This window comes from Stenotrophomonas sp. JAI102, assembly GCF_013409105.1.
Taxonomy (GTDB): domain Bacteria; phylum Pseudomonadota; class Gammaproteobacteria; order Xanthomonadales; family Xanthomonadaceae; genus Stenotrophomonas; species Stenotrophomonas maltophilia_AA.
Genome location: NZ_JACCCI010000001.1, coordinates 64,949 through 77,858 on the forward strand (window position 1 = coordinate 64,949; position 12,910 = coordinate 77,858).

Here is a 12,910-nt window from a genome sequence, read left to right on the forward strand (position 1 = left end):
GATGTAAGGAGTGCAGCCAGGCGTTCGCCCAATCTGAGTGTCTCTTTGGCGGCTCGGGGTGAAGCATGCTGTGAACGAGCCGGATCACAGCGATGAGCGATCCCGGCACCGCGGACAGGCCGACGGTGGCAGTATCGAAGAGGACGGTGGCCAATCAGGCCCGGAAGACAATGCTGGGTGCGTCAAGCGCATTGCGCTGTGAAGCCGAAAGATGATAGCGCTTCCGGCGTAACGTTTTGTTAATAAGGCCGTTCACGCCTCTTCAGGCCTTGTGGGACAAAGCTTGGCGAAATAGAGGGATCAGTTGGCGGCGGCCAGTGCCAGCCCGTGGACCACACCGAAGGACGGATTGCCGCGGACCAGGGTCGAACCCGGGAAGGTGTTGGCCACCGCCTGCTGCAGATAGCCGGCGCGGGACATGCCGCCGGTCAGGAACACGGCCGCCGGGTCGTGGCCGATATCGCTGCGCACCTGCTCCAGCAGGGCGGTCAGCTCGCCCAGGTAGCCGCCGGCGGCGGTTTCCAACCGCGCGGCATCGATCTGCACCTGCAGGCCACGCTCGATGAAGTCCAGCGCACTGTCATGGCGGTTCACGCTGCTCAGGGCGATCTTGCAGCGCTCGACTTCGCGGTACAGGCGCGCGGTGTTGCCCGTGTCCTGCAGGGCGGTCAGGCGCGGACCGAACGGCGCATCCACATCGCGGTAGGTGTGCTGGCGGAAATCGCGCTGGCGGGTCATGTCCTGGACCATCGCCGCTTCCACGTAATGGTGCGCCGGCACCCGGGTGATGCCGCGGCCGAACAGCGGCATGTAGCCGCCCAGGCTGAGGGCCAGGTCGATATCGGTACCGCCGCGGGCGATGCCCCAGGCGCGGTGGATGGTCGGGGCCTGGCCACCGCCGACGCGGGCATGGGCAACGTCGGTGGTACCACCGCCGATGTCCACCACCACCGCGTCATGCTCCTGCGGGCTCTCGGCGTGGTAATGCATCGCTGCGGCGGCCGGCTCTTCGAGGAAATCGATGCTGTCGAAGCCGGCCGCGATCGCCGCGCCGTGCAGGATGTCCAGCGCCTGTGCGTTGCCGGCCTCGCCGATCGAGCTGCGGAACTGCACCGGGCGGCCCAGCGTGGCGGTGCGGATGGGGGTGTCCAGCTGGCGCGAGGCGGTCAGGCGGATGTGCTCGAGGATGTGCGTGGCGATGCCGGCAATGGTCTGGCGCGCGCGCGGGTGCAGGTTGTAGCCGAGCATCGACTTGGGGCTCTGGACCAGGTTGCCTTCGTTCTCCTCGAAGTAGGCTTCCAGCGCGTCATCGCCGTAGACCGCGTTCTGCAGCAGGGTGGTGGAGCTGAGCGGCGCGCGCATCTGCTCTTCCATCCACTGCCGGCGCACCACGCGCAGGGCCTCGCGGCGCAGTGCATCGGGCGTGCGCTCCTGGCCGGCGGCGCGGGCATCGCGCGCGGCCGCGTCGACCAGCCGGGCCAGGTCGTGCTCCAGCGCGGGGGTCAGTTCGAAGTCGTTCGGGTCGCGCATCACCTCGGGGAAATACACGGTGGTGCGGAACTGTTCGGCCTGGCCGAACTGGATCGGCACGACCTTGCCGTCGATCACCACGGCGGCGGCGGAGTTGCTGGTGCCAAAGTCGATGCCGAGTTTCATGCGCGGTCCGGGCCGGTGGTCAGGGGGCGCGCACTTTGCGGCAACGGGACCGCCGACGCAAGGGCAGGGGGTAACAGGCGGTTACAATGGCGGCCGTTTCGTTACCGAAGAGTTGTCGATGTCCGCCATTCCCGCCTGCCCGCAGTGCACCCTGGAAAACACCTATGCCGATGGCGCGCTGTTCATCTGCGCGGACTGCGGCCACGAGTGGGCCGCCGGCGACGGCGCGGGCGAGGCCCTGGTGGTACGCGACAGCAACGGCAACGTGCTGGCCGCCGGCGACACCGTCACCGTGATCAAGGACCTGAAGGTGAAGGGCTCCTCGATCCCGCTCAAGCAGGGCACCGTGATCCGCAACATCCGCCTGGTCGAGGACGATGCCGAACACATCGAAGGCAACTCGGAAAAGATCAAGGGCCTGGTCCTGAAGACCTGCTTCCTCAAGAAAGCCTGATCGGCCTCAGTCGGCGCGGGCGCCCCGCTGGCGCCAGCGCTGCAGGCTGTCCAGCTTGGCCTGGTAGCGGGACTGCAGCGCATCGCCGTTTTCCGCGGCCAGGTCGCGCGCGCGCTGCATCTCCTGCGAGGCGCGGTTCGGGTTGCCGGCCAGGAAGTAGGCGCGGGCGAGGGCGAAGTGGAACGGGTGGGCGGTGTCATACAGGCGCACCGCGCGGCGGTAGAAGCGGACGGCCCCCGCATAATCGCGCCGCTGTTCCGCCCGCGCCCCGAGGATGTACTGCGCGAAGGGGTCGTTGCGCTGCACCCGGGCCAGACGGTCGTCCAGCCGCTCGGCCTCCCGGGTTTCGCCCAGCCGACGGTAGAGGACGCTGGCGTTGCTCAGGCTGGCACCGTGCCGTGGCTGCAGCCGCAGGGCGGTTTCATAATCCCGGCGGGCCTGAGCGGTGTCGCCCACGCGCGCATCGAGCACGCCGAGATTGTTCCAGCTCCCCACGAAGTCCGGCGCCATGCGCAGCGCGGCCTGGAAGTTGGCGCGTGCGCCGGCGGCATCCCCTGCGGCCATCCGGTCGGCCCCCCGGTTGTTGTAGAAGTGGGCCAGCGCCCGTTGCCGGGTGATCTTCTGCGGCCCGTACCGGTCATACAGCACGTTGTGGTCCAGATCGACGGTGCCGCTGCGACCGTCCAGCGCGATGCCGGCATTGACGTGGCCGACGCTGTAGATCACCCCGGAGGCCTGGTACCAGCTCACCACCTGGGCCACCTCCTGGACATGCGCGTCGATGCCGGCGAGGTTGGCCAGGGTGACGAACAGCAGGGTGAACGACAGGCAGTTGGCGCGCCGTGTCTGCCATGTCTCGCCGATCGTGTGGGTTGCATCGGCGTCGTAGGCCAGATGCAGTCCCTGCGCGTCGAAGATCATCTCGACCAGCCGCTGCAGGCGGCGCTCGCGCGAGTAACCGGGATCGATGACCCGCTCGTGCAGCAGGGCCAGCAGCGGGGCCGGCACGTCCAGAATCTGTGCCGGCGTGGGCAGAGCGGTGGTGCCCGGTTCGGTGGCGATGGACGGCGGCGGGGTGTCGGCCGCCCAGACCGGCGCGGCGGCCAGGGCCATCCACAGGGTCAGTACTCGGCATGCGGTCATCGCCGTCACCTCGCGGGGCGCTGGGGTCCGTCGGGTCCAGTCTAGGCGCGTTGATGGGGGCCGGCGTGCCGTTCATCGGCTGTCCGCGCCATCCACAGAGGATGTGGACCAGCGGTCGACAAACATGTGGATAACCTTGCGCAGCCGCTGCGCGGCAACGGTTCTGTGAAGGTGGTCAAAAAAACACCGCCCGGCTTGCCAGCGTCGCCGCGACGGCCAATCATGGCGGCATGCACTTTGAACCGATCCTCCTCCCTGCCGGACAGCTCGCCGCGCTGGAAACCGCCTACGCCGTGCCGCCGCGGGCGTACCACAACTGGTCGCACGTCCAGGCCGTCCTGCAGCACTGCCGCACGGTCGCCGACGCCGGCCCCGGCTGGAGCCGGCCGCGCGAGGTGCAGCTGGCCGTGCTCTACCACGACGCCGTCTACGACGCGGGCCGCGGTGACAACGAAGCGCGCTCGGCGGACATGGCGCGCGAGGCCATCGCGCGCTGGTTGCCGGATGCCGGGATCGATGCGGCGCGCGTGGTCGAGCTGATCGAACTGACCGCACGCCACAGCAAGCTTGCGCCTGGCGATGTGGACCCCGAGGCCGCGCTGTTCCTGGACTGCGACATGGCCATTCTCGGTGCGCCGGCGGCGGTGTTCGATGCCTACGACCGGGGCATCGCGGAGGAATACGCCGGGCGCGTGCCGGGCTTCCTGTTCCGGCTGAATCGACGGCGCTTCCTCAAGCAGGTGCTGGGGCAACCGCGCATCTTCCTGAGCGACTTCTTCCACCAGCGCCTGGATGCGCCGGCGCGTGACAATCTGCGTCGCCGGGTTGAGCGCTGAACCACGCCCGCTACACTGTGCGCGCTGTTTTCCCTTCGTGTGTGGCCATGTCCGTGTCCGTTCCAGATCCCGATCCGCGTCCGCAGCCGCCGGAAGAGCCCGGCCCCAACGAGTGCTGCGGCAGCGGCTGCCCGCTGTGCGTGCTGGATCTGTACAGCGATGAGCTGCAGCGCTACCGCGCCGCACTGGCGGCGTGGCAACAGCGCCACCCCGAGGCCACCGACTGAGCAAAGGCGCTGCGATGCCGCTTCCCCTGCCACGCCCCTCCCACTGGCCGCCGACGCATCTCGGACGGGTCGCCCTGGCCACGCTGCTGGCCCTGGGGCTGTTCATCGCCACCGCGCTGTGGACGCAGTGGGCACGGGATGACCTGGACTGGGTGCAGGCCACGCTGAGCCTGTATCTGCACGGGCCGTGGGGGCTGGCATTGCGCGGCGCCTACTGTGTCCTGGCGCTGGCGATCATGCTGCTGGCCGTGTCCCTGCATGCCAACAGCCGTTCACCGCGGCGCAGTGCGGCCGCACCGCTGCTGTTCTCGGTCGCCGCGCTGGGGTTGATGGGGGTGGCGATCGGCGACAGCTGGTTGCCCGAGCGCGCGCCGCTGCTGGCACCGCTGGTGCACGGGGTGTCGGCCAATACCGCCTTCCTGTGCGTGAGCGTGGCGATGCTGCTGCAGAGCTGGTACCTGCGCGCCGACCCCCGCTGGCGCGACTGGGCCGGTCCCGCGTGGTGGTGGGCCTGGCTGTGCTTCGTGCTGCTGTGGCTGCACGTGCTCTGGCGCGGGCCGCCGCGCGGCGCCGGCCAGAAACTGGTGATCGCGGTGGTGCTGGTCTGGCTGGTGTCGGTGGCCTGGCAGCTGTGGCGGCAGGCACGCCGCGACGCGCGCTGAGCGTCCGGCCATGCTGTGTACATGCCCTTGGCAGAGCAGGGGCGTATCGTTGCCGCACTAGTCATGGGATGCGCGACGATGCGGCGAGCCGGTTGGGGGATGATGCTGGGTGTGGTGCTGGCGGGGATGTCCGGACAGGCGCTGGCCGCGCCGCCGCAGCAGCTCAGTCACGGGCGTTTCGAGAACGTGCCGGTGTACCTGCCGGATGGTCGCCCGCAACGGGTGGTGGTGTGGTTCGACGGCACCGCCGGCCATGCCGACAGCCAGCAGCGCATCGATGCACTGCGCGCCGGGGGTGCCCTGGTCGCGCAGGTCGATGTCGCGCATCTGCGCCAGGTGCTGGCCCGCGAGAAGAGCGGTGACTGCGCGTTCGGTGCCGGTGATGTGGAGAATTTCTCGCGCTGGTTCCAGGCCTACCTGCACGTGCCGGGCTACCACCTGCCGCTGATCGGCGGCGATGGCGAGGGTGCGGCGCTGGCCTATGCCGTGGCCGCCGAGGCCGACACCCAGGTGTTTGCCGGGCTGCTCACCACCGGCTTCTGTCCGTCGGGCGTGCGCGAGCGCAAGGTCTGCGGTGCCGGCAGCAGCCATGGCCGCCTGCAGCCCGCCGAGCTGAATTTCCCCTGGTTGAACGCGGCCGGCGATGTGCATTGCCCGGCCGGCGAGTCGGCCGCGTTCGTGCGCAGGGTCGGCATGGGGCGCCAGTTCGAGCGCACCGCACGGGGCGATGCGTTGCCCGGCCTGTTGGCCGCGGCAAAGGTGATCGGGGCGCAGAAGGGCGTCAGCCTGGCGCCGCCGCCGGATGATCTCAAGGGCCTGCCCGTGGTCGACGTGCCCTCGAGCAAGGCCGGCGATACCTTCGCCATCTTCGTCTCCGGCGACGGCGGCTGGGCAGGCCTGGACAAAGAGGTGGCCGCCTCGTTGAGCGAGGCCGGGGTGCCGGTGGTCGGCGTGGATTCGCTGCGTTACTTCTGGACCGCACGCACCCCCGAAGGCTTCGCGCGCGACCTGGAGCGCATCGCCACGCACTACAGCCGCCAGTGGCAGCGCCGCAACGTGGTTCTGGTCGGTTTCTCGCAGGGCGCCGATGTGCTGCCGGCGGCGATCAATCAGCTGTCACCGGCCACGCGGGAGTCGGTGTCGATGATTGCGCTGTTGTCGGTCGGCAAGACCGCGGACTACGAATTCCATGTCAGCAACTGGCTCGGCGGCGGTGGCGATGGCCTGCCGATCGCGCCGGAGGTGGCCCGGCTGCCGGCCGGCAGGACGCTGTGCGTGTACGGCCAGGACGATGGCGACGCGCTCTGCCCGTCGCTCCCGCCCGGTGGCAACGCGCAGATCATCGCGCTGCCCGGCGACCACCATTTCAAGGGCGATTACGATCGTCTCGCCGACACCATCGTGCAGCACCTGCCCGCGCGTTGAGCGCCAGCGGCAGCGGACAGCACCCACGCGTGCCGACACGGGATCAATCGTGCCGGCGCGGGTCCAGCGAGATCAGCCGGGTGGCATCAAGCAGCGCGGCAGGCAGGTGCACGCCGCCCGGTGCGGCCAGATAACGGGCCCGCCAGACCGGCGCGAACTTCGACTTGAAGCGACGCAGTCCGCTGAAGCCATAGAAACGTTCGCCGTGCCGCGCCACCACGTTGGCGAAGCGGTTCCAGCGCCCGGCCAGGCGATGCTGGGCGAGCCCGGACAGCGGCGCCATGCCCAGCGAGAACCGGTGGAAGCCCTGCTGACGCCCCCACAGGAACAGCTCGATGAACAGGAAATCCATGGTGCCCTTGGGCGCGTCATCGACATGCCGCATCAGGTCGACCGACAGTTCGTTCCCGGCCGGCGCTTGCCACAGATTGGCGAAGGCCACGATACGGCCCTCGGCTTCGACCAGCGCCACCGGGAAGCGTGACAGGTAGGCCGCATCGAAGCTGCCCAGCGAGAAACCCTTTTCATCGCCGGCCTTGTCATCCAGCCACTGCTGGGAGACCACGGACAGCGCGGGCAGCAGTGCCTGCACGTCCTCGGGCGGCGCAACCCGGAAGCTCAAGCCACCGCGCTTGCCGCGGTTCCAGGCCTGGCGCAGATCGGCGCGATCGCGGCCCTCCAGCGTGAAGTCCTGCAGCGGCACCATTGCCTCTTCGCCAAGCTTGACCAGGGTCAGGCCGAGGTCGAGGTAGGTCTGCCAGTGTGCTTCACCGACCTGGTAGAACACCGGGCGCAGCCCCAGCCGGTCGGCCTCTTCGCGGAAGCGCCAGATCAGCGCGCGCACCACCTCCGGTGGGCCGACCGGATCGCCCATCGCGATCAGCGAACCCCCGTAGCGCTGCATCATCACGAAGCCGCGCTGCGCCTCATCACGCAGCACCGCCTTGTCCGCGGTGAGCACCAGGCAGGCCTGGGTGTCCTCGGCGGCGGCCAGGATCGGGGCGAGCGCGTCCAGCGTGGACGCATCGGCGGCTGGCAGCGGGCTGCGCGTGCTGTGCAGCAACCGCGCCAGGCCGAAGATGGTCAGCGCGATTGCCACCAGCAGCAATGCACGCAACGCACGTGGCGCGTTGCCCTGCAGCGCGAACTGCCACCACAGCTCGTTCTGGTATTCCACGTGGCTGTAGACGAAGAACAGCAGCCAGATCACAGCGACCAGGACCAGCCCGAGGTTGCGGATCCACGGCCATGACCAGGCTTCATCCAGCAACGCGCCTTGGCGGTAGAACTCGCGGCGCGAGGCCCATAGCGCCGCGGCCACCAGCAGCGCCGACAGCGCGATCAGTACCTGTCCACCGCGCAGCCAGATCGGCAAGGGCGAGAGCACACAGATGCCGAGTGCGAGCATCCACGCCGCATGGCTGCGTCGCTGCAGGCCCTGGCCGATCAGCAGCAGCGCGACACCCGCGAGACTGCCAAGCAGGTGCGAGGTTTCCAGGATCGGCAGCGAGGCGGTGACCAGGTGCCGGCGCGGCGTCGGCAGGGTGCCGTCGATCACCAGCGCGGCGCCGACGCTGAACACCGCCAACGCGATGATCTGGGGCAGCCACGGGCGCAGCGCGGTCCAGCCGACCCGGGTCGCCCCGGCACCGGCGCGCAGCGGGCGGCGCAGTGCGGGCGCGACCGCCAGCACCGTGGCCAGCAGCAGCGGCAGCACGTAATAGGTGACACGGTAGATCAGCGCGGCGGCCAGCACGGCGGCCGGGGCCACCTGCGGCAGCAGCTTGAGCAGGCTCCATTCGAACACGCCCAGGCCGGCCGGCACGCTGGAGATCAGGCCGGCCAGCACCGCGACCAGATACAGCCCGACGAAACCGGGCAGACCGGTCGGGGTATCCATCGGCAGCAGCACATAGAAGGCCGCGCTGGCCAGCACCAGTTCGACCACACTCAGCGCGGTGACGCCCAGCATGGTGCGCCGGTCGGGCAGCCACAGCGCGTGCCCGCGGATCTGGAAACTACGGCCTTCGCGGCCGACCAGCAGCACCGTGCCCGCATACGCGAGCAGGCCCGCCATGCCGATCGCACGCACCGCCTGCACCGTTATCGGCAGGGCCAGCGCCGCCGCGCCCGGTTCAAGCACGAAGGCCAGTGCCAGCAACAGCCACGCGCCGAACACGAAGCCCAGGGTGCTCATCAACACGACCTGGCCGATCTCGCCCAGGCTCAGGCCGGCACGGCCATAGCCGCGCAGGCGCACCGCACCACCGGTGAGCGCGGCAAAGCCCAGCGTCTGCCCCAGCGTATGCGCGAGAAACGCGGTGATGCCGACCCGCGCCGGATGCAGGCGCTTGCCGCTGCGGCGCAGGCCGATCGCATCGAAGCCGATCAGGCAGGCATAGCTGGCCAGCCCGAGCAGCACGGTCAGCGCGATCTGGCCGGCGCCGAGATCGTGGAAGGCCTCGCGGATCGCGCGGTAGCCGTGCGCGTCGAATTCGTTGGCCAGGCCGCGCAGGGCCAGGGCCAGGATCACCAGTGGGATGACGACGGTGGCGGCGCGGCGCCAAAGGGCGCGGGCCGGCATCGGAGCAGGGGCGGTGTCGGTCATCGGTACAGCGTGCTCCGGGGTGGGCGATGAAGGAGTCAACGCAGGCGTGGCCGCCTGGCCGGCAAATCGTGCGCCTGATGCCGACGCTTGCCAAGCGGATGCGCTGTGCATGCTGTGGCCGCTTTGCAGCCAGGGCCCGGCACGCGCGCGCCGCATCGGTGACAATGCCGTTTCATCCAGAGGAGCAATCGCCATGTTGGAACGTTTCGATGTCGGCCCGCGCATGTCCGAAATGACCGTGCACAACAAGGTCGCCTATCTCTCCGGGCAGATCCCCGAAGACACCAGCCAGGACATCACCGGGCAGACCCGCCAGGTGCTGGAAGAAATCGACAAGCTGCTGGCGCTGGTCGCCAGCGACAAGCAGCACATCCTGCGTGCGGAGATTTTCCTCGCCGACATCGGCGATTTCGCCGGCATGAATGCCGCGTGGGATGAGTGGGTGGTGGCAGGCATGACCCCGGCACGCGCCACCGTGGAAGCCAAGCTGGCCGATCCGAGCTGGAAAGTGGAGATCGTGGTGACGGCGGCCTTGCCGTAACCGTACCCTCCCGCCGCCGTCGCGAGGCGTGCACCGCCCCGCGTTACGGCCGGGGGGGGCTGACCAGGTCGATGCAGTCCACCGGACACGGTGGGATGCACAGCTCGCAGCCGGTGCACAGATCGGCGATGACGGTGTGCATGTACTTGGCGCCGCCGACGATCGCATCGACCGGGCAGGCCTGGATGCATTTGGTGCAGCCGATGCAGTCCGCTTCGATCACCACCGCGACCTGCGGTGCCTTGTGTTCGCCGCGCGAGCGGTCGAATGGCACCGCCGGCACGCCCAGTGCATTCGCCAGCGCGCGCGCGCCCGCATCGCCGCCGGGCGGGCAGTGATCGACGCCCGCCACGCCACGCGCCATCGCCTCGGCATACGGGCGGCAGCCGTCGTAGCCGCATTGCCCGCATTGGGTCTGCGGCAACAGTCGATCGAGGCGTTCGGTCAGGGTGTCGATGGTGGGGCTCATGGCGTGGCGGTGGCTGCGCGGTGGGGCATCAGGCCCGGCTGTGCCGGGCAGGGGGCGTGCTCGCCGGTTCAGCCCGACGGGGCTTGATGGGCTTGCCGCCATACCAGGGCTCGTGGGCGAGTGCGAGCATCGGGCGGTCTTCGCGGCTGTCGCCGTAGGCATGGATGCGCAGGTAGCGCGCGAGGTCGTAACGCCGGCGGATATGCTCCACCTTGTGCGGCCCGCAGTCGCCCTCGGCGTAGCGCCCGGTGAGGCGTCCGTCGCGGCTTTCCAGCCGGTTGCAGATCAGGTCCAGCCCCATCGCCTCGCACCACGGACGCAGATACAGATCCAGCGAGCCGGACACGATCACCACGGTGTGCTGCTGGGTGAGGTGCCAGTGGATCTGGTCGAGCATCTCCGGCCGCATCACCTCGGGCAGCACGTCACGCGCATAGCCCGCGGCCTGCGTGGTGATGTCTTCGACATGGCGGTCGGTGAAGGTCAGGCGGGTGACGCGCGCGCGCAGCCGGTGGGCCGAGATCAGCTTGAGGCGGTAGGCCAGCAGCCACGGACCCACTTTCCACCAGGCCTGCGCAAGCTGTTCGGGAGTGGCCACACGGCGCAGGAAACGGCCGTAGGTATCGCAGGTGGTGACCGTGTGGTCGAAATCGAACAGCGCCAGTTCCAACCCACACCTCCAGGCAGAAGAGCGTGGCAGGGCGACCGGGTGGCCGCCCTGCCGCCGCGGTCAGCGGACCGGCATGCCCGGCAGCGCGGTGCTGTCGGCGTCCAGCAGGGCGAGCGCGCCACCGTCGAAACCGGCCGACAGGATCATGCCTTCGCTCAGGCCGAAGCGCATCTTGCGCGGGGCCAGGTTGGCGATGAACACCACGCTGCGGCCTACCAGCTGTTCCGGCTCGCCGTAGCTGGCGCGGATGCCGGAGAAGATCTGGCGCTTGCCCAGGTCGCCGGCATCGAGTTCGAAGCGCAGCAGCTTGTCCGAGCCTTCCACGAATTCGCAGACCAGCACCTTGCCGATGCGCAGATCCAGCTTGGCGAAGTCGTCGATGCCGATGTAGGCCGGTGCGGCCTCGCCATCGGCCGCAGCGACCGGTGCCGGTGCGGCAGCGGGCTTGGCCGGTTTGGCCGGGGCGGCGGGGGCCGGGGTGGCGGCCTGCAGGGTGTCTTTGGAAGCGTCGGTCATGGCGTCGATTTTTTTCGGGTCGATTCGGGTGAACAGGGGCTCGTACACCGCGATGGTGTGCGCGGTCAGCGGGGCGGCGATGTCGGTCCAGGCGTGCACCGGCGCGGCCAGGAAGGCCTCGGCCTGCGCGGCGGTGGCCGGCAGCACCGGCTTGAGCGCGGTGACCAGCACGCGGAACAGGTTCAGGCCCTGGGAGCAGACCGACTGCAGCTGCGCGTCCGCGCCCTCCTGCTTGGCGATCACCCACGGCTTTTCATCGTCGATGTAGCGGTTGGCCTCGTCGGCCAGTGCCATGGTCTGGCGCAGCGCGCTGGCCGGATCGTTGCGCTCGTACGCCTCGCGGATCGGCGCCAGCGCGGCGACGAAGCGGTCGTACTGGGCCGCATCGGGCAGCGCTGTGGCCAAGCGGCCTTCGAAGCGCTTGCTGATGAAGCCGGCGCAGCGGCTGGCCAGGTTGACGAACTTGCCCACCAGATCCGCGTTGACGCGCGCGATGAAGTCGCCCAGGTTGAGGTCGAGATCGTCCACGCCGCCGGAGGACTTGGCCGCGAAGTAATAGCGCAGCGCTTCCGGTTCGAGGCCTTCATCCAGGTAGGTGCGGGCCATCACGAAGGTGCCGCGCGACTTGGACATCTTCGCGCCGTCCACGGTCAGGTACCCGTTGACGTGCAGGCGGGTCGGTGCGCGGTGGCCGGTGCCATGCAGCACCGCCGGCCAGAACAGACCGTGGAAGTTCACGATGTCCTTGCCGATGAAGTGGTGCAGCTCGGTGCTGGTGCCGGCGCGCAGGTGCGCGTCGAAGTCTTCGCCGGTCTTCGCGCACAGGGCCTGGAAGCTGGACAGGTAACCGATCGGCGCGTCGAGCCAGACGTAGAAGTACTTGCCCGGGTGGCCCGGAATCTGGAAGCCGAAGTACGGCGCATCGCGCGAGATGTCCCATGCGCGCAGGCCGCCTTCGGCGTTGAGCCACTCACCCAGCTTGGCCTTGACGCCGGGCAGGGCGACGTCGCCGGCCAGCCACTCGCGCAGGAAGCCTTCGAAGCGGCCGACCTCGAAGAAGAAATGCTCCGAATCGCGGATTTCCGGCGTGGCGCCGGAGATCACCGATTTCGGGTCCTTCAGGTCGGTCGGGCTGTAGGTGGCGCCACACACTTCGCAGTTGTCGCCGTACTGGTCCGGGGTGCCACAGTTCGGGCAGATGCCCTTGATGTAGCGGTCCGGCAGGAACATGCCCTTGGCCGGGTCGTAGAACTGGGCCACGGAGCGGCGCGCGATATGGCCTTCGGCCTCGAGCTTGAGGTAGAAGGCTTCGGTCAGCGCCTTGTTGGCCGCCGAGTTGGTCGAGTCGTAGTGGTCGAACGCGACGCCGAACGCGGCGAAATCGCGCTCATGGCTGGCCTGGATGTTGGCGATGAAGGCCTCCGGGGTCACGCCGGCCTTTTCGGCCGCGAGCATGATCGGGGTGCCATGGGTGTCATCGGCGCAGACGAACCAGGTCTTGCCGCCGCTCATTCGACGCGCGCGCACCCAGATGTCAGCCTGGATGTAGCCGACCAGGTGGCCCAGGTGCAGCGGGCCGTTGGCGTAGGGCAGGGCGGTGGTGACGAGAGCGGTGCGGGTCATGATGGGCGCTGTTGCCAGGGGAACCGGGGATTATCGCACGCCAAAACGCAGTAACCCGGCCGAAGCCGGGTTACTGGCGC

At 69.1% G+C, this 12,910-nt stretch carries 12 protein-coding genes; 6 read left to right on the top strand and 6 right to left on the bottom strand.

The annotated features are described in order from the left end of the window. Nucleotides 1-300: 300 nt before the first annotated feature. Complete coding sequence (locus HDC96_RS00310) at nt 301-1,656, bottom strand: Hsp70 family protein (protein ID WP_179458272.1); 1,356 nt, start codon at nt 1,654-1,656, stop codon at nt 301-303. A gap of 118 nt (nt 1,657-1,774) precedes the next feature. On the opposite strand from HDC96_RS00310, the gene HDC96_RS00315 reads away from it, so the two are divergent. After that, nucleotides 1,775-2,110: a zinc ribbon domain-containing protein YjdM gene (locus tag HDC96_RS00315; RefSeq protein ID WP_179458273.1), complete on the top strand. Its 336-nt coding sequence runs from the start codon at nt 1,775-1,777 to the stop codon at nt 2,108-2,110. Nucleotides 2,111-2,116: 6 nt separating this feature from the next. Here the strand turns inward: HDC96_RS00315 and HDC96_RS00320 are convergent, their stop codons facing one another. After that, the gene (locus tag HDC96_RS00320; RefSeq protein WP_179458274.1) at nt 2,117-3,253 is read right to left on the bottom strand and encodes a tetratricopeptide repeat protein; all 1,137 of its coding nucleotides are present in this window, start codon (nt 3,251-3,253) and stop codon (nt 2,117-2,119) included. Between the two features lie 230 nt (nt 3,254-3,483). On the opposite strand from HDC96_RS00320, the gene HDC96_RS00325 reads away from it, so the two are divergent. The 4 genes from HDC96_RS00325 to HDC96_RS00340 all read left to right on the top strand — a co-directional run bounded on the left by HDC96_RS00325 (nt 3,484) and on the right by HDC96_RS00340 (nt 6,403). After that, nucleotides 3,484-4,089: a hypothetical protein gene (locus HDC96_RS00325; protein WP_179458275.1), complete on the top strand. Its 606-nt coding sequence runs from the start codon at nt 3,484-3,486 to the stop codon at nt 4,087-4,089. A 47-nt stretch (nt 4,090-4,136) separates the two neighbouring features. Continuing rightward, nucleotides 4,137-4,316 (top strand): oxidoreductase-like domain-containing protein, encoded by a 180-nt coding sequence (locus HDC96_RS00330; protein WP_179458276.1) that lies wholly within the window; start codon nt 4,137-4,139, stop codon nt 4,314-4,316. 14 nt (nt 4,317-4,330) lie between these two features. After that, nucleotides 4,331-4,978 carry a DUF998 domain-containing protein gene (locus HDC96_RS00335; RefSeq protein WP_257018540.1) on the top strand — a complete coding sequence of 216 codons (648 nt, stop codon included), beginning with the start codon at nt 4,331-4,333 and terminating at the stop codon, nt 4,976-4,978. Nucleotides 4,979-5,056: 78 nt separating this feature from the next. Beyond that, nucleotides 5,057-6,403 (top strand): virulence factor family protein, encoded by a 1,347-nt coding sequence (locus HDC96_RS00340; protein ID WP_179458277.1) that lies wholly within the window; start codon nt 5,057-5,059, stop codon nt 6,401-6,403. A 43-nt stretch (nt 6,404-6,446) separates the two neighbouring features. On the opposite strand, the gene mprF is transcribed toward HDC96_RS00340, so the two are convergent. Next, nucleotides 6,447-9,011 (bottom strand): bifunctional lysylphosphatidylglycerol flippase/synthetase MprF, encoded by a 2,565-nt coding sequence (gene mprF / locus HDC96_RS00345; RefSeq protein WP_179458278.1) that lies wholly within the window; start codon nt 9,009-9,011, stop codon nt 6,447-6,449. A gap of 193 nt (nt 9,012-9,204) precedes the next feature. Here mprF and HDC96_RS00350 point away from each other — a divergent pair, with 193 nt between their 5' ends. Next, nucleotides 9,205-9,552 (top strand): RidA family protein, encoded by a 348-nt coding sequence (locus tag HDC96_RS00350; RefSeq protein ID WP_019183404.1) that lies wholly within the window; start codon nt 9,205-9,207, stop codon nt 9,550-9,552. A gap of 43 nt (nt 9,553-9,595) precedes the next feature. On the opposite strand, the gene rnfB is transcribed toward HDC96_RS00350, so the two are convergent. The 3 genes from rnfB to metG are packed head-to-tail and all read right to left on the bottom strand — an operon-like array spanning nt 9,596 to nt 12,830. Beyond that, nucleotides 9,596-10,021: an Rnf electron transport complex subunit RnfB gene (gene rnfB, locus HDC96_RS00355; protein ID WP_179458279.1), complete on the bottom strand. Its 426-nt coding sequence runs from the start codon at nt 10,019-10,021 to the stop codon at nt 9,596-9,598. Nucleotides 10,022-10,049: 28 nt separating this feature from the next. Then, the gene (locus HDC96_RS00360) at nt 10,050-10,691 is read right to left on the bottom strand and encodes an HAD family hydrolase (protein WP_179458280.1); all 642 of its coding nucleotides are present in this window, start codon (nt 10,689-10,691) and stop codon (nt 10,050-10,052) included. A gap of 60 nt (nt 10,692-10,751) precedes the next feature. Beyond that, entirely contained in the window at nt 10,752-12,830 is a 2,079-nt protein-coding gene (gene metG, locus HDC96_RS00365) for a methionine--tRNA ligase (protein WP_179458281.1), read from the bottom strand. Between the last annotated feature and the right edge of the window lie 80 nt (nt 12,831-12,910).